The 17,513-nt window shown below is 52.9% G+C and carries 11 protein-coding genes, 1 tRNA gene and 2 pseudogenes; 12 read left to right on the top strand and 2 right to left on the bottom strand.

Going from position 1 to position 17,513, the window contains the following annotated elements:
* The first annotated feature begins 117 nt into the window (after positions 1-117).
* The 12 genes and pseudogenes from AC2T28_RS19990 (at position 118) to AC2T28_RS20045 (ending at position 13,230) form a co-directional block, all read left to right on the top strand.
* Positions 118-193 (top strand) — tRNA-Thr (locus AC2T28_RS19990).
* A gap of 472 nt (positions 194-665) precedes the next feature.
* Positions 666-1,220: pseudogene (locus AC2T28_RS19995) on the top strand (transposase); the annotation flags it as partial.
* 230 nt (positions 1,221-1,450) lie between these two features.
* Positions 1,451-2,238 (top strand): IS5 family transposase gene (locus AC2T28_RS20000; RefSeq protein WP_486750418.1). Its coding sequence is split into 2 segments (ribosomal slippage): positions 1,451-1,790 and positions 1,790-2,238, totalling 789 coding nucleotides; the frame shifts between segments, so codons are not numbered across the junction.
* An 87-nt stretch (positions 2,239-2,325) separates the two neighbouring features.
* Positions 2,326-3,600 carry an ABC-three component system protein gene (locus AC2T28_RS20005; RefSeq protein WP_486750419.1) on the top strand — a complete coding sequence of 425 codons (1,275 nt, stop codon included), beginning with the start codon at positions 2,326-2,328 and terminating at the stop codon, positions 3,598-3,600.
* Positions 3,593-4,108 carry an ABC-three component system middle component 5 gene (locus AC2T28_RS20010; protein ID WP_486750420.1) on the top strand — a complete coding sequence of 172 codons (516 nt, stop codon included), beginning with the start codon at positions 3,593-3,595 and terminating at the stop codon, positions 4,106-4,108. Before AC2T28_RS20005 ends, AC2T28_RS20010 begins: the two co-directional genes overlap by 8 nt.
* Entirely contained in the window at positions 4,105-6,015 is a 1,911-nt protein-coding gene (locus AC2T28_RS20015; protein ID WP_486750421.1) for an AAA family ATPase, read from the top strand. The genes AC2T28_RS20010 and AC2T28_RS20015 overlap by 4 nt, the downstream gene beginning before the upstream one ends.
* Before the next feature lie 208 nt (positions 6,016-6,223).
* Positions 6,224-6,802: a uracil-DNA glycosylase family protein gene (locus AC2T28_RS20020; protein WP_486750427.1), complete on the top strand. Its 579-nt coding sequence runs from the start codon at positions 6,224-6,226 to the stop codon at positions 6,800-6,802.
* A 594-nt stretch (positions 6,803-7,396) separates the two neighbouring features.
* On the top strand, positions 7,397-8,272 hold the full coding sequence (locus AC2T28_RS20025) for a MurR/RpiR family transcriptional regulator (protein ID WP_158981541.1): 876 nt from the start codon (positions 7,397-7,399) through the stop codon (positions 8,270-8,272).
* 2 nt (positions 8,273-8,274) lie between these two features.
* Positions 8,275-10,098 (top strand): ABC transporter permease, encoded by a 1,824-nt coding sequence (locus AC2T28_RS20030; RefSeq protein WP_167685852.1) that lies wholly within the window; start codon positions 8,275-8,277, stop codon positions 10,096-10,098.
* Positions 10,099-10,114: 16 nt separating this feature from the next.
* On the top strand, positions 10,115-11,227 hold the full coding sequence (locus AC2T28_RS20035; RefSeq protein WP_158981539.1) for an ABC transporter ATP-binding protein: 1,113 nt from the start codon (positions 10,115-10,117) through the stop codon (positions 11,225-11,227).
* A gap of 36 nt (positions 11,228-11,263) precedes the next feature.
* Entirely contained in the window at positions 11,264-12,460 is a 1,197-nt protein-coding gene (locus AC2T28_RS20040; protein WP_167685851.1) for an ABC transporter substrate-binding protein, read from the top strand.
* Between the two features lie 86 nt (positions 12,461-12,546).
* The gene (locus AC2T28_RS20045) at positions 12,547-13,230 is read left to right on the top strand and encodes an HAD family hydrolase (protein ID WP_486750422.1); all 684 of its coding nucleotides are present in this window, start codon (positions 12,547-12,549) and stop codon (positions 13,228-13,230) included.
* Positions 13,231-14,009: 779 nt separating this feature from the next.
* Here the strand turns inward: AC2T28_RS20045 and AC2T28_RS20050 are convergent.
* A pseudogene (locus AC2T28_RS20050) lies at positions 14,010-14,642 on the bottom strand (tyrosine-type recombinase/integrase).
* A gap of 717 nt (positions 14,643-15,359) precedes the next feature.
* Positions 15,360-17,513: Ig-like domain-containing protein (locus tag AC2T28_RS20055; RefSeq protein ID WP_486750423.1), on the bottom strand; the 2,154-nt coding region annotated here is incomplete at its 5' end.

Genomic DNA, 17,513 nt, shown 5'->3' on the forward strand with positions numbered 1-17,513 from the left:
TCAGGTCAAATAACTTGGCCTTAGCAGGGGGCATGGAAAAAAATCACCGAAAAGAGTAAAAATCGCGATTTTGCCGCTTGCAGGTTTTTTCAAGAGAGGCTAATTCGTCCTCCAACGGCCCCTATAGCTCAGCTGGTAGAGCAACTGATTTGTAATCAGTAGGTCCGCGGTTCGAGTCCGTGTGGGGGCACCATTTTTCTGACTAAAATTTATTTTTTTCAACGATGTGAACTGTAATACTTAATTTCAGTCCACCCATGTGTACACCTTAGCTCCTCTCTAACGGACTTGTTTAACCTCAGCCTTGTGCTACAGCTTCCTGTCTTCGACTTTTTACGGCTCACGGATAAGTACATGGTGGACCAAGTCACCGACATAGGACTACAGAGAACACGTCTAAATTTTTGCATCCGCCCGTGCTTTCACGTGCTGCAGTGCTCGGATCTTCTCGTGAAGCGGTAATCCTCCAAATTGTTTCCTCTTGTAGCGCATGCATGGGCGCGTAATCGCAACCACTTCACTCAATCAAGTAGTTTGAGGGACTGTTCTCGGGGTTAGACTGGCGCAAGCTTAAAGCACTCGCAGTTCGCGCGCCGACTGCGGCAGAGTGAATCAAGGAGGCGTTTGTGCGGGCATTTGGGGATTGATTTTGATAGATTCTGCCCATGATTGCGGCGACGGGTCTTCCTGAAGACATGAATGCGCTCAAGGCCGTGGTTGTGGCACAGCGCGCGCAAAACGCGCGCCTGGAGACACTGATCGCAGCTCTGCGGCAGGCGATGTTTGGTCGCAAATCTGAGAAGGTCGAACCGGATCTATTTGAGCTGACGCTTGAGGATATCGAGGCTGGCATCGCTCAGGTCGTAGCGGAGGGCGATGCCAACCCACAGGTCACACCGGCCCAGACTGCCAAGCCGCGCAATACAAACCGTGGATCATTGCCAAAGCACTTACCGCGCTTCGAAGAGGTCATCGCGCCAGACAGCACGGTCAGTTATTGCGGGTCCGAGCGTCACGAGATCGGAGAAGATGTGAGCGAGCTTTTGGATGTCATCCCGCTGCAACTCCGGGTGATTGTCACGCGTCGCCCCAAATATGCTTGCCGCTCTTGCGAAGCGGGCATAACGCAAGCACCGGCACCTGCGCACGTCATTCTGGGCGATATGCCAACTGAGGCGACCATCACCCATTTTTTGATTTCGAAATACATCGACCATCTGCGGTAATTCCCCTTATTTTTATGAGCCATGTCGCTAAATTGTGTTGGTCGATTTTGTTTTGAGGAATTCGGCCAATATAGACCTCTGCATTATCCATGGAGGGCAAATGGCAAAGACAACAAATACGGCTATCAGTCAGCATGCATTTCGAATGTTCCTCAATCAACTAGGTCGTGTTGACAAAAGGGATTCACATCTTGGCCTCACCGTGATTCAGGCGGGTATCTGCAATGGAGACCCACTTGGCGCGAGATCTTATGTCGGACGAGGAATGGGCGTTCTTTGAACGGTTCATTCTGGAAGCCTGCGCTCCGAATGGGCGCAAACCTACCAACCATCGCCTTGTTCTGGATGGAATATTCTGGATCGCTAGAACAGGCGTGCCGTTGCGGGATCTGCCCGAAGAGTTCGGGAGGTGGTCAAGCGTATACCGTCAATTTCGACGCTGGACGCTGACGGGGCTTTGGGAAAACATCATGGAGGCTCTTAACCATAGTGGGGCGGTGCCGGATGCCCTGCACATGGTCGATAGTACTGTAATCCGCGCGCATCATCAGGCAGCGGGGGCTAAAGGGGGACTCCGCAACAAGGTTTTGGCCGCTCAAAGGGTGGCTTCGCGACCAAAATCCACCTCCGCGTCAATGCCGCAGGCCTGCCAATGAGAACTGAGATTACGCCGGGCCAGACCTCCGACTACCTGGGTTTTGATATGGTCATGGCAGACAACTTGCCCGCACCGGGTGTTCTGCTGGCAGATCGGGGCTATGACGCAGACAGAATACGCGAAACCATGGCTGAACGGAACATGCTCACCCAAACCCCTATGCGAAAGTCCCGCAAGATGCGCGTCGGCGTGGATCACTCGCTGTATAGCTTGCGCAACTTGGTCGAACGGTGTTTCAACAAGCTCAAGAATGCCCGGCGCGTCGCCACCCGTTATGACAAGACCGCCGAAAGCTTCCTCGGATTCATCGACATCGCGTCCATCCGGCTCTGGCTGCGTCTTTTGTCAACATGACCTAGGATTGATCAATTTCCGGCGTGCGTTGTTGCTAAAAAATACAGCCCATGATTTAAATGCAAAAAAATTACGAAGATTTATTTCATGGCTGAAGAAGCTCCGACACTAGTTACTCCAACAGATTCAGCCGCGCTGAGCGACAATCCTGAACTGGACATTATCTTTCTACATGGGCTTGCGGGAGACCGCTTTAGCACGTGGACCAACGCGGCCGAGGAACTATGGCCGCGACTAATCGCAGATACATTCACGACCTGCCGTGTCTATACCTGTGGCTTCAAATCGTCCCGAACGGCGGGTATAAAGGCCGGGGAGGGAACCTCAATCATGGATCTGGGGAGCCTTGTTGCAGATGGTTTGATTTGTCGCGAGACCCTAGCACCCAAGACGCTGTTCATCTGTCACAGCCTTGGAGGTCTTGTGGTCAAACAGATGCTTCGTAAATGCAGCGATTCAGCGGATAGAGACTTCAATGAGCTTGGCCGATCATGCGTCGGGGTCGCGTTCCTTGCCACGCCGCACCAGGGGGCCAAATTCGCCTCAACGCTCAACACTATCTTTTCAAACGGGGCGAGCAAGCAACTGTCTCAACTGACCGACAGTGAAGAAGAACTCATTAGCCTGAATGAGTACTTCCGCGCACATGTTGGCCAAAAAGATATTGCAGTGAAGTCATTCTACGAAACGGAAAAGACGTGGGGTGTACAGATCGTCGACAAGGTGAGCGCGAACCCAGGCGTTTACGGAAGTGATCCTATCCCGGTTGAGGCAGACCACATCGGTATCTGTAAGCCAGAGACGAGCGACGCCCCTGTTCACAGGTCCATTTGTAAGTTCATTCGGGATCATCTCGCCAAAAAGACCACTGGCGCCGGTGGTCCAGCTGGGGATGAGGAAAACAAAAGTCTGGAGGACGCGGTTGCAGGTGGTGAGACAGGGTCTTCCCCGCATTTGGATCTGCTATCAGATTTCGAGATTTTCACGCAAATGTCGGAAGATGACAGGCGTGACTTGGAAACTAAGTTGAGCGTTGCCGATCGCGACTATCTGGTGCGAGCTGCCAAGCGCAAGAAAGAGCGCTTTCACATGGATCTCAGGCGTCATATTGGGCAGCCGTCTGCTGTCACGCGCTATGTGAAATTGATGGCAGATGTGGAATCGCGTTTCAATCGCCATGTTGCGCGTGTCATTGCTGATGGAGGTGAACTTTCTGATGTAGATTGTGCAATCCAGGATTATGTTCTGGATCCCTGCATCGAGGTTCATTCAACAACGGATCAACCAATTTCTGCAAATGCTGTAGACGGTGCACTCTACTATTTGGCTGGCAATTGCCACATTGCGTGGGACAATGACTGAGTTACGCATCTGGCACTCCTCACGGGATCCGTATCATTGTGTCTTTCGGATGCTCCGGTTGTTGACGGCAACCCAGGAGGGACTGTCTTTGGAGCGGCTTCGCATTTTGGACATGTATCTGCTGTATCCGCCGTTGCTTCACCGTCTATCGTTGCCTGCGGCGATAAAGGAAAAATTCCGTGAGCTCAAAATTGAGAACCCAAAGGCGACCTTTGTGAAGCTGCCCAGTAACGCCTCGGTCTGGCAAGGTTTGCAAGTGTATCAATCCGCGAGCCTTAAGCAACTGGTCGGGCGAGGTCTCCTAGATCAGTCGGCCTTTCAAAACAAGGTCGCGCGTTTGCTTGGTGACAATCTTCCAACCGAGCTTGCTGAGCGTGTTGGCGTTGAGAACGCTGAAGACAGCAAGCTGATATCGCTGCTGGTTGAGGGGATGAGTGTCCTTTCAATGGGCGGGCCAGCAGGTCTCATTCGTCGTTCGGGAATTCCTGCGCGGGGGCCTGTTCTATGACAGCGGCTTTGAAAATTGATCGGCTACTCGTCACAAAGGGATCGCATGTATTTTTCGACGAACCTTTCAATGCGGGCGTCAACATCATTCATGGATCTAACGGGTCTGGGAAGTCGACGATTGCTGATTTTATCTTTTTTGGCCTGGGTGGAGATCTGACCAAGTGGAAACCTGACGCTGCGAAGGCAGAGACGGTTTATCTACAAATCACAACGCCGTCCGGCGTCTTGACATTGAAACGAGATGTGTCTGTGAAAAGTGGTCGGCCGATGGCGATCTTCTTTGGCACCATCGCAGATGCCCTGGCCACACCAGTGGAGGGTTGGCAGGTACATCCATACCGCCGAGCCGAGCATGGATTCAGTTTCAGTCAGATCATTTTTGATTCCCTTGGACTGCCAGAGTCCATCAGTGATGGCGCAAGCAATATCACAATGCATCAACTGCTCAGGCTGCTGTATGTCGATCAGATGACCCCCGTTCAGCGGCTCTTTCGTGTGGAAAGCTTTGATACGTGGCAAACGAGACAGGCCGTGGGGGATTTGCTTGCAGGTGTGGGTGGCTATGAACTGTTTGATCGCCAAATCGAGTTGCGTGACACGAACAAGCTCTATGAGACCGCAAACGCGACGTTTCGTAGCCTGGTGTCTGTTGCCACAGGTTACGGTGAGAACATTCTACTTGAACACATTCAAACCGCGATAAATCAGGCGCAGAAGGCGCGAGATGACAATCTGCGTGATCTCAAACAATTGGTTGAGGCAACCGAGACAGATGAGACCTCGAATTCGCTGAAAGAAGTGCGCAAAGAAGCAATAAAGAAGTTGCATGCAAAGCGTTCAGAAGTGCAGCGCCTTCAGTCGGAAATTGAAGTTTTGGGGTATGAAATCGATGATGCTGATGCGTTCATCAGTCATCTTAGGCATGCCTTACATGATTTCGAGGCTGCGGCGGATACTTTTGCGGCTTTGGGGCATTTAGAATTTGAGTTCTGTCCGGCCTGCTTTTCAAAGGTGAAGGGCAAGGCTTCAGGTCATTGCCAGTTATGCGACGAGCCTGATGCGCAAGGTGATGGTGGATCCAGAACTCTGGCAGTCAAGCTTGATTTGCAGATGCAACTGCGGGAGTCTTTGGTCATTCAGAAAGAGCGCTCTGATGAGAAAAAAGCCAAGTCGTCGCGCTTGCGCGTTGCGCGTAGCGAACTCAGAAAAGCGTCCGCCTCTGCTGATATGGCAAGTGTGGAAGGGGCCACTGGTCGCGAGACTGCTGTTGCCGAGCTCAGCCGTAAAGTTGGATTCCTTGATAGTGAGTTAGAAGGGTTGCAAAAACGCCTGGAGATCGCGGCACGCATTGATGCAGCGTCACGAACAAAGGAAGAGCTAAACAATCGGATCACGCGTCTAAAGGATGAGATCAAGCGTATCGAACAAGACCAAAATAAGCGCAAGACGGTGGCTTATTCACGCATATCTGATTGCGCGAAGAATCTGCTGGATAAAGACCTTGAAGAGCACAGTGACTTCGGGAAAATCGATCATGTCGGGTTTGACTTCTCAGGTGACTGGGTTGCTATCAATGGCGAGAAAAACCGAGGCGGCAGTGCGAGTGGGATGGTTGTTCTCAAAAACAGCGTCGCCGCTGCCATGCTACAAGCGTCGTTCCAAGATCCTTTGTTCAATCTACCAAGGTGGATGATGTTTGATAACATCGAGGATAAGGGAATGGTTCAGGAGCGGTCTTGGAACTTCCAACGACTGTTGGTTGGATTGTCGAAATCGACGCCAAATGAACACCAGATCATATTCACTACCTCGAAAATAGCACCAGAGCTTGAAGGGTCAGAGTTCGTTGTGGGCAGAAAATACACGAAGATCTCTCCCTCTTTGAACCTTTCATCAGACGGATAAAACAACTTCAGGCGAGAGGTGCCAAGTCTGCGAACTGTGAGTTCGGCCATCGCTAGTTGTGCGCGAGCGGCGAAAGTCCAGTCTGACGGGCCGCACTGCAGCAACTTAAGGTGGAGATGAGAGGCCAGTCTGGGTCGAGCCTTGACGCGACAAGTGCGATCGGCAGAAGATGCCGGATCAAAAGTTACGGGGCCGACAGTTTTTAATCATGTGCCAAAATTCAGTAGATTTCCGCAGAGGAAACACAAGTCCACAGTTGGTTTTACTTGGTGCCTGCCCTGGACAGGAGGAATGGGCGGCTAGGCCACAGCGTCCGTTCGCAGGGCAATCCGGGATAAATCTCCGCAACCTGTTGGCAGTGCTCGATAGACTTGCCGGAAGGGAGATGTATGGCCTTAGACGTGGTGATTTCCGCTCCCAAAACATTGATGATTATACACTCATGAATGCTCACCCCGTCCCCAAGTGGCCTGCGCGAGACGGGCGGTCTACACCTCGGATGGTTGAAGTCGAATCTGCAGACAACCTCCTCCGTTTGTCGCGGCAACTTCAAGCTGTTCGAGCCAGGGTCGTCATTGGCCTGGGACGCCCGATCAACGATGCTTATTTAAGTATCAAGGGCCGCGATAGCGGCCCCATGAGAGCTATCCGAAAACTGAAACCATACCACCCTAGAGTCGGATTTCTCGTAACAGGACACCCGTCCCCGCGGGCAATAAATCGCTTTGGAGGGGGTGATCGAGAGAGATGGTTTGAGGCGAAAATATCGGTATTTCCGCTAGAGTAATTGCGTCATATTTCAAATTTCCAGTCGTCAACCATCTGCGCGTCGCCAATAGTTCCGAATGTTCGCAATGCAGGCTGCGACTGCAGCATTCGGAGCCCGTGCTCAAGGTCGGCAATGGGCCGTTCTTACCCGACCCGGGCTTGGAGTGATCCTGACTTTGCAAAGCTCGCTTCCTGCGCATAGCTGACGCTGGAGCTCGACGCAGCGAATTCACACATTCAGTCCAAACTCGACATTCGTTTTGACGCTAGACACGCGAGGCAGTTCACGCAGGAACGGGCGGACAGCAGCTCTTCGCTGCAAGCCGTCCCAACGGCAGCAATGCGCAGGTAGCGACCTTTGCAAAGTCAGTGTGGTACGCCAGGGCAACAGGTGCGACCGCCCCAAAGCCGACCTAGAGACCAATCGCGGCGAATGGCCCCTCCTCCTGCGATGCTCGTGTAAGCCCATGATGGGTTCTGGCCAAGGCTGCAAAGGTACTCGCAGTTACCGTTCCGGTTAACTTCTGGAAGTACATGCATTAACTTCTGCAATAGTTGTTGCACGAATCATTTTTATGCCACATGAATTGCAAAGAAGCTGCTGGAGGGCATTATGAAGGACGTAGATACCTCTCCGTTGAGTGAGGTCGTTAAGGCCTTTGACGGCAAGTTGACTGGATCAGATCGATCAATCTTGTCGGTTATTCTGAATGATCCAGAGCAATCCGTTTTCCTTTCGGCCACACAGCTGGCAGAAGAGGCGCAGGTGCATGCGTCCACTGTTGTCCGGCTTGCACGCAAGTTAGGTTTTCAAGGTTATCCCGAATTGCGCGACCGGCTGCGAACCGAGGTCAAACCGGGTGTGGCATTGAGCCAACGCAGCCAGCAACGAATGGTGTCCATTGAGCAAGGCTCAAACCTATCCGCCTTGATCGAAAGCGAAATTGAAGCACTGCACGCATTGCAAAAATCGATCTCGCAAACGCAAATCAACGCCGCCGCTGAACGCCTTGCCAACGCCAACACGATCCATATTGTCGGCCGCGGTGGGGCTGCGCCTTTGACAGTACACCTTGATCGTCGCCTACGCCGCAACGGGTATACTACCAACGTTGCCTTAAATATGCAGCGACGTGATTTGGCAGAAAAATTCATGGGGCTGCGCAAGGGCGACGCCGTTATCTTTTTTGCCTTCCAGGCGCCGGAATCGCTACCTGCTGGATATGCAGGGCTGATCGCACACACCGCACGAATTGGTGCGCATTCCATTCTCATTTGCGATTCAACCGGGCTGACAGCACGACCGCGCCCTGACATCACATTGATGGTCAATCGACCGGACGAGGGTGTTATGCAGCTTCGCACTGGCCCGATGGTTCTGTGTGAAGCTCTTGCAATGACATTGGCTCACAAGAACCCAGAACGCGCAGTTGATGGGCTTGAAGCCCTCGAAATTCTGCGCACCAACTTACTGAATGATAAGGACTGAGAATGAGCGACATTTCCGTTCCAGCCCACGGATTGCGATCCCGCCTGCACAGGAGTGCAACGGATCCCGTCAATATCCTGATGCTGCTACTGCTGGCGGTATTGGCCTACCTTGTGTTGTGGCCATTTATCCAACTTACAATTGAAACACTGACTTGGAGCCAAGGAGATCGCCGCCTATCGCGCGATGCAGTGCCAGGCGAGTTTACCTGGTTTCACTGGCTGCAGGCCACCACCGGGCCACTTTCGACCAAGGTTCTGTATGGGCCGCTGATCAACACGATGATTACCGGCATCGTGTCAACTATTCTCGCTCTCCTTGCTGGCGGTGTGTTGGCTTGGTGCGTCGTGCGATCAGACATGCCGGGCAAACGTTGGCTGCAACCAATCCTGACATTGCCTTATATCCTGCCGAGCTTCGCCATTGCTCTAGCTTGGGAAACTGTATTCCGCAGCCCAAAGGTGGGAGGACAGCCTGGATTGTTCGAAGCGCTTTTGGGGACTGCACCACCTGAGTGGTTATCTTATGGCGCGGTACCGATTTCTATTACACTCGCGATCCACTATTTCCCGTTTGCCTACCTATTGGTGGCCGGCGCGTTGGCCACAATTGACTCTCAAATGGAAGAAGGCGCGCTGATTTCTGGGGCAGGTCGGTTGATGATCCTGCGTCGGATCACTTTCCCAGTGGTAGCGCCCGCCTTTGCAGCTGCCTTTATCCTGACCTTTGGCAAGACCATTGGCCAATTTGCGCTTCCGTTCCTGTTGGGTGCGCCAACCCAATATCATACCGTCGCCACGATGGTGTATGCCAACTTGGCGTTAGGGCTGGATTCCATGGCGTTTGTGTTGGCCATCGTGCTGATTGCCATGTCATTGGTGGCAATCTGGTTCTCCAATCGCTTTGTCGGCAAAAAGTCGCGCCGATTTGAAACCATCAGTGGCAAAGGATTTCGTAGCCGCACAATCGCACTGGGAGCTTGGAGATGGCCGGTTTTCACCGCAGTAGCATTGTTCAGCTTCACCGTCGGTATTCTGCCTTTGATCCTGCTTGGCGTGCAGTCAGTGATGCTGATCGACGGGTTCTATGGGCTTGAAAACCTGACCAGCCATTTCTGGTTCGGCACCTCAAATCCCGAAATTGCGTTTGGTGAACCTGGCGTATTGCACAATGACATCATTTTGGGGGCCACATGGAACACGCTGAAACTGGCTTTCATCTCTGCTGTGATTGCCTCGGTAGTTGGCTTGGTGATTGCCTATATTTCAGTACGCCGCGCTGACAATCCGCTGGCCCGGGCTCTGGACCAGATTTCGTTCATTCCGTTCCTGTTCCCGACAATCGCCTTTGGCGCCATGTATCTGACTCTGTTTGCCGAGCCGGTTGGCCCGATCCCAGCGCTCTATGGCACATTTACCCTGCTGGTACTGATCTCGGTTGTGTCTCGTCTGCCCTATTCGGTGAAGACCGGCGTAACTGCGGTCACCCAGATCGGCAAAGAGCTGGAAGAGGCAGCCGAACTGGCAGGTGCAGGTTGGGGTATGCGGTTTCGCCGCATCATCATGCCGCTGGCCAGTTCGGGGGTCTTGTCAGGCATGATGGTCAGCTTTGTCGGAGTGATGCGGGAATTGTCGCTGATCATCCTACTGATCACACCATCAACACGGGTGCTGATGACCGTTGGCTTTGGCTATGCCGAAGAAGGTCTGTCCCAACTTTCAAACGCGCTGGTCTTGATCGTGGCCGTGCTGACAATCATCGGCGAGCTGATCTTGATGTGGATCGGCAAGGGCAAGATGGCGCGCCTGCGCGACAAGCAATCCTAAGGAGGAGCAGAAGACTATGGCTAAGATAACCGTTCGCAATCTGACCAAACGTTATGGGTCAGCAACTGCTCTGAACAATGTGTCACTTGAAATCGAATCTGGAGAGTTTTTGGTACTTCTTGGGCCTTCGGGTTGCGGAAAAACCACCCTCTTGCGCTGTCTTGCCGGTTTGGAAACCCCGGACGAAGGTGAGATCATTATAGGGGATCACGTAGTGTTTTCCTCCAAAAACAACACTATGGTGCCACCCGGAAAACGCAACCTTGGCATGGTGTTTCAAAGCTATGCGCTATGGCCACACATGAGCGTGCGGGACAATGTGAAATTTGGCCTTGATGTGCTTAAGACCCCAAAAGGTGTGGCCGACGAACGGCTTGACCAGGTACTGGACGATGTTGGGTTGGCACACTTGGATGGGCGCTACCCTTCGGAATTGTCCGGTGGGCAACAGCAACGCGTGGCCCTTGCCCGATTACTGGCTACACAACCGCCTGTGTTTTTGATGGATGAACCCTTATCCAACCTTGACGCACGGCTGCGCATGGACATGCGAGTTGAGTTGAAACGGTTCCAATCTGACACCGGAGCCACCACAGTTTATGTCACCCATGATCAAACCGAAGCCATGACCATGTCGACCCGCGTGGTGGTGATGAAGGATGGTGAAATCCAGCAAATTTCGCCCCCAGATCAGCTGTATCGTCAGCCGGAGAACACTTTTGTTGCTGACTTCATTGGCATGCCGCGGATCAATCTGGTCGAACTTGATACCGTTGATGGGCGCGGCACTTGTTTTTCAAACGGAGACATCCAGATCGAAACCGGATGGGCGCCAGGGGTGCAAAAGGTGATCATTGGTGCCCGCCCCGAAGACATCACCCTGTCGGCTGATCTCAATACACCGGGTGAAGACTACCAGATTTCAGCGGTGCTGCCCAATGGCCCGGAAACCATCATCCAACTGATGCGCGGACAAACCGTAATGATCGTCCGGGTGGGCCACGACACCGAGTTTGCAACCAACCAGACGGTCAAACTCTCGTTCAAACGTCAATCGCTCAACATCTACGACGCTCAAACCGGCGTTCTTGTCACGCCGCCTGACATAGAGGTGGCCAAGGCGGGCTGAGAAGGAATTCTGCGAAATTTTAGGGAGGAAAGTGAAATGACAACCAAAATAAATCTGAAGCTATTGGCCACGACGGCCGCATTGGGCCTGATGTTGGGCAACTTTGCCACAGCGGATGACGCCTGGCAAAAGTCAGCCGGTGTTGGTGCTTATGCGGGCGAAGCGCAAGACTGGGTCGCTATCGAGGCCGCAGCCCGCGAAGAAGGCCAGGTCGTGATTTATTCCGTGTCCTCACGGATTGCCAAGCTGGTTGATGGTTTCAAAGAAAAATATGGTATCGATATTATCGGCCATGACATGCCGTCCGACCTTCAAATCGAAAAGCTCCGCCGTGAAAACAATGCTGGGGTTCACGCGGTGGACGTCTTGTTCAACGCCGAAGCAGCACTTTTGCTTAACGAAGCCCTACCAGATGAGCTGGTGTGGAACTTCATTCCCGACGGAATGACCGATGATCTGGACACCGGTGAAACAGAGCCGTTCTTGATCCAACGCCACAGCAGCAGGGTGGTCTATTATAACACGGCTCTCAACCCCGGTGGCGCCCCAATTGACTCTCTTTGGGACTTGACCCGTGACGAATGGAAGGGCCGCACCTTGTTGCCCAGCCCTCTGGAAGACAGCCTATCCGCCAACTTCATTCAAACCGTGCTTCACAATGCAGAAGAAATGGCGGCGGCCTATGAACGAGAATTTGGTGAACCTATCACCTATTCAGAAGGCGTTCTGGAAGCGGTTGAAGACAACGCCACAATCACTGAGCCGGATGCCGGGATGGAGTGGCTATTCCGCTTCTTGGGCAACGAGCCTGTGTTTCAGGGGTCAACAACAAAAATCTTTAAAAACGTAGGTGACGTGCAGCAGGATAACCCACCGTTGGGCATTACAACTTTCTCAAAGATGCGCAAAAATAAAGAGGGGATTTATGCTGCCGCGCCGATTTACGACCTTGATCCAGTGTTTGGTGTCAGCTACCCAACCGCGTTGGTTATGGCCAACGAGGCCCCTCATCCCAACGCGGCCAAACTGCTCATTAGATACATGATGGAAGAAGACGGGTTCAAACCTTGGAACGAACCCGGAGACTATGCCGCGCGCAGCAGTATCGAAGCAACTCAGGTCGAAGACTTTAACCTGCCCAAATTCGACGATCTCAATTTGTGGCCAATCAACCCTGAAGAAATCTACTTCACCAAATACGGCTTCCTCGCGCTGTACTTGGCGCTTGGTTAAACCTGTTACGCTCCGGCTAAGAGAAGCTTTGCCGGAGCGTTTCCAATTCTTCTTCTAAATCTCTGGGTGACCGGAAAGGACTTTTTGTGAGTATCTCCACAATTCTATTTGACGCAGGCGATATCCTGTATAGTAAGCCACGCCGGAAGGCGGTTGTCACAAAGTTTCTCACGGATCGAGGCTATAGTGAGCCCATGGCCAAGGATCCGGTTGAGCGACAAATGCGGTTAAAGGCCCATGCTGGTGCGATCGGTGTTCGTGATTTCATGACTTGGCTGATGGGGCACTATGGCGTCACCGATCCGCAGGATGTTCAGGACGGCATCGAGCTGCTCCTTTCGCAGCAACGCGATGTGACGTTCTTCCCGGAGGTTGCCGAAACCCTACACACTTTGAAGCAGCGTGGCATAAAACTGGGGATCGTGACAAATACCTTCAACCCACCTGCAGAAAAGAACGAATGGTTCAAAACCATTGGAATTGATGGGATCTGGGATTCCTATGCAGATTCCTGCGAGTTGGGTGTGATCAAACCGGAACCCGGTATTTATTTGGCGGCTCTGAAACCAATCGGCGTAAAACCAGAAAACGCCATTTTTGTCGGTCATGCTCAGGTGGAAATCGACGGGGCGAAAAGGCTTGGACTAACAACAGTGCGCTTCAACGCCGATTCAGATTGCGTCTCCTCTGACTACGCGATCGACAAGTTCAGTGAGCTTCTCGATATCCCGAGCAAGATAGATGGAACTAAAAAAATGTCTTTGGCATAATAGTCGCTCCTAGATCATTCAGACAAAGCACCAACGAGAAATTGTTTAAGTTTCCACGACTGGCAGCTTCCCAAACACTGCCGTTTCCAAAGTAGGATGCCGACGGATGAAATCTGCCCATTCAACCAACGGTCTGGGAAAACTGATTTCCTAGTGCCGTCGGTCTCCGCTTCTGTGCATCTCTTACTGATCTAGGGTCTGCTAGACGCTTGTTCTGCGATAGTCGCCTAACGCGCTTGAGGGATCTTGATACAAGTCGCGGGGACGGGCTGATTTTGGCATTTTGTGCCCCTATTGGACAATCGTTTCTTCAAGCCCATTTGCAACACCTCTTAACCGATTTCCCCCAAGTAACTGGGGCTGCTGTCATGGCTAAGTGGCCCACCGCGCTGCGGCAAGGTCTTCCTTTCCGCACAGCGGTCGTTCGAGCAAATCACGGCGAACGGCCGTTCTCCGCCCTTTCCCGTTTCATACGCCCACCATGCTGCACTGCGCTCCAGTGTCACAGAAGGGCTGAGAACGGCCCTTAGGCGAGTTTTGCACCAATGTCGGCAATGGGCCGTTCATAACTTTAACGGCTTCCCTCTGGCCACGACTTTGCAAAGGTCACTTTTGCGCATAGCCGCCATTGGAGCCGACCGCAGCGAAGGTCCGGAACCCGCCCCAATTGTCGAAATGTGCATGGTGCAGTATTGACCTCAAACGTAGCTCAACCCGGTAGTTCGCTGCGGCTTAAATGATGGCCCAATGCGGGCCGACCATGAGATCGGCCCAACTTACTAGATTTCTACTGATTCAGAGATTGCCAGAGCATCTTCTAATTCAACACCGAGGTATCGGACTGTGCTGTCCATTTTTGTGTGGCCAAGCAAGAGTTGAATCGCACGTAGATTGCCGGTCTTCTTGTAGATCTGCGCAACCTTGGTTCGGCGCATAGAATGCGTGCCATAAGCGCTTGGCTCAAGCCCAATGGAGTTGACCCATTCACCAACCAGCCGCGCATATTGGCGTGTCGAGATGTGCAAGCGCGCGTGGAACCGCCCCGGCCACAAATGCTCAGACCCTGTCATCAATGGTTTGCCTATCCAGCGTAGGAGCGACTTTCGTGTTCCCTCCGTGATCTCAAGTCGGACTGGCTTTTAGGTTTTCCTCTGAATAATTGACGCACGCTCTTTGACGTGTCCGGCCGCAAGTACGTCCGCGACTTTCAGGCAAACCAGATCACAGCCTCGAAGTTTGCTGTCGATGGCCAGGTTGAATAGCGCCAGGTCACGATGTTTGTCCGCGATTTCCAGGCGAACGCGGATCGCCCAAACGTGTTTGGGCAGCAACGGTCGCTTTTGTCCAACAATGCGCCCCTTGTTCCATGCCGGGCGGCAAGCACGAATGGCAGGCAAATTTGGTAGTTGCATGACGGTATTTCCTGCCCACCACGCCCATCCGCATCGACAACCTGACGTTGACACAACAGCCTACCACGGGCCAGGGGTATGGCAGGGAAATCTGGATTCAAACCCAACCTAACGAATGCTGCATCAAGCACATTTCGACAGTAAGGGCGCTTAGCCGCCCTCCGCTGCGGTAATCTCCAACGGCAGGTATGCGCAGATAGCGACATTTGCAAAATTGGGAACACTCAAAGCCAAGTTGAGGCGCGTACGGCCCGAAGCGGCTACTCATACGATCGTCCAAGCTGCAAGACTGCTATCCCATAGCGGATGTTCGTTGATAGAGTAGTATCTTGCCCATCTGAAGGACCAAGCAGCAGAGCAATTGAGCTGAATTTCGTGTCGGTCCGATTTTGTGACCCGTTCCAGCACTGTTGTAGTGCCCTCTAACAGCTCGAATTCTGAAAAGCGTGCTCCGAGATGCTGGTAAATGGATTGGGGAAGAGGCGTTTTATATAGATTGGGTGCCATATCCAAAACCACACCTTGGCCGAATTACTCGGCCCCGACTACCGCCTCGCTTGCCTCATCCCCCTGTGCGACCACGCGGATCAGCATCCGCAATGCAATCCTGCATCGCCTACACGTGATTGATCACGCCCTCCGTAGAGGGCTAGTGGCAAAACAAACAAAGGAAGACAGGGACCGCAAGTCACGTCACTTCCTTGGGTGAGTTTTAATCTAGAACTCGAGATTGATGCTAAACTCCAACCCAAAGGAGTCATAGTTCTTTGCGCCAATCCCATCGTAAAAGCCGGAAATCTTGGAGATCAGCCCAGAATTCGCCGTATGTTCCAAACCAAGATCAACACGAACGCGGCCACCTTCTGTAACGGCTACGAGCCCCGTTGCGACACCAGAGCCCTCACTTTTTGACCAAATCCCAGTTAGACCGCCGGTAAACTCACCAATGCCGCTTCGTGTCCTAAATGGCACGGCGACATCCAGCCCAGCGGAAATCTCTGTTGTTGCAATACTCTGAGCCGCGATGGAATTGCCAAGACTGTCGGTATAGGTCGCCTGATCATCACTAACATGAGATAAACCGAAGTTGGGATAGAAGGTCATGACTTCCGTCTCAATCTCTCCGGTAACGCTAGCCGTTGCAAGAAAACGCGTACTTTCGAAATCATCTGTGTAGGTACCGAATGGAGAAATCGTATTGCTGGATTTCCCATAAAGAATACTACTGTCGAAAAACAGCGGCTGTGCCGCAAGCCGCCCTGCAATGTAAGGGCCAACCAGCCAACCGTAGCCCTTGGTGGATGCAGTAGCATCATCAGTCACCGCGTAATCTGCTTGCAACATTGCACCCAAAATTAGGTTTTCGCTGAACCGATAGTGACTGCCGACGGCACCATGGACATAAGTGCTTTCGCTTGAATTGTCGTCGGACCAAGCGCCCTTGAAGCGAAACCAAGTGCCATTCCCAGCGTGGTAGTCGCCATCGAACGATGCGAGCCCTTTGGTGACATTCGCGTTAAGCCCACCACCGGTTTGGGACAGAAACAAGCGTTTTAGGTCGGGCTGGCTTGCCAGTAAATTGGTCGAGCGTGCACTAAGAAAGCCGGTTATCAGCTCTTGGGTCACATCGACGGTTTTGTCGGCCACGGCTGCAACCGAAGAGGCAACGTTCCCATTGCCTGCTGCGTCGGTGGCAGCTGAGTCCGGTATCCAGATCGTAATGTCGCCACTCCCCGTGGGCGTGATCGTTACTATGTAGCTTCTACCCGACCCGGTTACCGAGGTGGCGGTGGCATTTGTCGTTCCAACATCTCTTGCGACAAAACCAATCACTGTTTCCGAAAAGATCACTGTCATATCAAATGGTGTGGATCCCGCAGAGTTGGTCGGCACACCGCTGATCGTAACGGTTGGCGCGGTGCTGTCGAAAGTCGTCGAAACCTCGTTGGATGCTGTATTGTCGTTGCCAGCGGCATCGGTGAAGGTTGCAGCTTCGATCCATAGTTTGACCTCGCCATCGGAATTTGGCGTGAGGGTCGCGGTGTATGCGGTTCCAGACCCGGTCAAAGTGGCAGTGGCATTACTTAACGACAGATCGCTGGCTGTAAAATCGGTGCTGGTTTCAGACAAGATTATGCTGGCTGTGTAAACTCCGCTGCTTGGCCCCGACAAGGCGGCAATATTGACTGTAGGCGCAGTCACATCCGCCACAAACGTCACTGTTGTGCTTTCCGAAACGTTGCCAGCAGCATCCGTCGAAGTGATTGCGACGTTGCCACTCTGCTGAGGAGCCGCCGAGGTGACCGAGTAACTGCCGACAACTGATGTGCTTGTGGTTGCGATACTCGCCGCAAGGCTTTGGTGCGTAGTGGGAGTACTGACGACTACAGTCACGATGGTGCCATCCGGGAAGGTAATTGTAATCGTCGATCCTGCCTCGGCGGTGCCGGATACAGTAACTCTAGAGTCGGCATTAACAGTCACGACTGTAACTAACGGCACTTCTGGTGCGATGGTATCGACGTAGGTGGCGGAGATCGGCGCGGAACTATTGCCCGCAGAATCCGTCGCGGTCACACTGATCGTGCCACTGGGTTGGTTTGCTGCCGAGGATGTGACCGCATAGATACCGGATGCATCCGCCACGGTTGTTGCCGTTGTTCCATCAGGGTACGAGACCAGAATTGTCGCGTCAGGCTCAGCAGTGCCAGTCGCGATGACACTGCCATCGGGGTTCTCAACAACAGCTAGGGTTGGCGCAGCGGGAGGGTTCACATCGCTGACCACAACCTTGAAGCTGACCTGGCTGGCTGCGTTCCCGGCGCTGTCTTCACTGTCCACCGTCACTGTATGGCTACCAGCGGCAAAGAT

The organism is Parasedimentitalea nitratireducens, assembly GCF_057444295.1.

Excerpts from the sequence above, each read along its gene's own strand:
- AC2T28_RS20005 (WP_486750419.1), top strand. The coding sequence starts at position 2,326 with ATGGCTGAAGAAGCTCCGACACTAGTTACTCCAACAGATTCAGCCGCG.
- AC2T28_RS20010 (WP_486750420.1), top strand. The coding sequence starts at position 3,593 with ATGACTGAGTTACGCATCTGGCACTCCTCACGGGATCCGTATCATTGT.
- AC2T28_RS20015 (WP_486750421.1), top strand. The coding sequence starts at position 4,105 with ATGACAGCGGCTTTGAAAATTGATCGGCTACTCGTCACAAAGGGATCG.
- AC2T28_RS20020 (WP_486750427.1), top strand. The coding sequence starts at position 6,224 with ATGTGCCAAAATTCAGTAGATTTCCGCAGAGGAAACACAAGTCCACAG.
- AC2T28_RS20025 (WP_158981541.1), top strand. The coding sequence starts at position 7,397 with ATGAAGGACGTAGATACCTCTCCGTTGAGTGAGGTCGTTAAGGCCTTT.
- AC2T28_RS20030 (WP_167685852.1), top strand. The coding sequence starts at position 8,275 with ATGAGCGACATTTCCGTTCCAGCCCACGGATTGCGATCCCGCCTGCAC.
- AC2T28_RS20035 (WP_158981539.1), top strand. The coding sequence starts at position 10,115 with ATGGCTAAGATAACCGTTCGCAATCTGACCAAACGTTATGGGTCAGCA.
- AC2T28_RS20040 (WP_167685851.1), top strand. The coding sequence starts at position 11,264 with ATGACAACCAAAATAAATCTGAAGCTATTGGCCACGACGGCCGCATTG.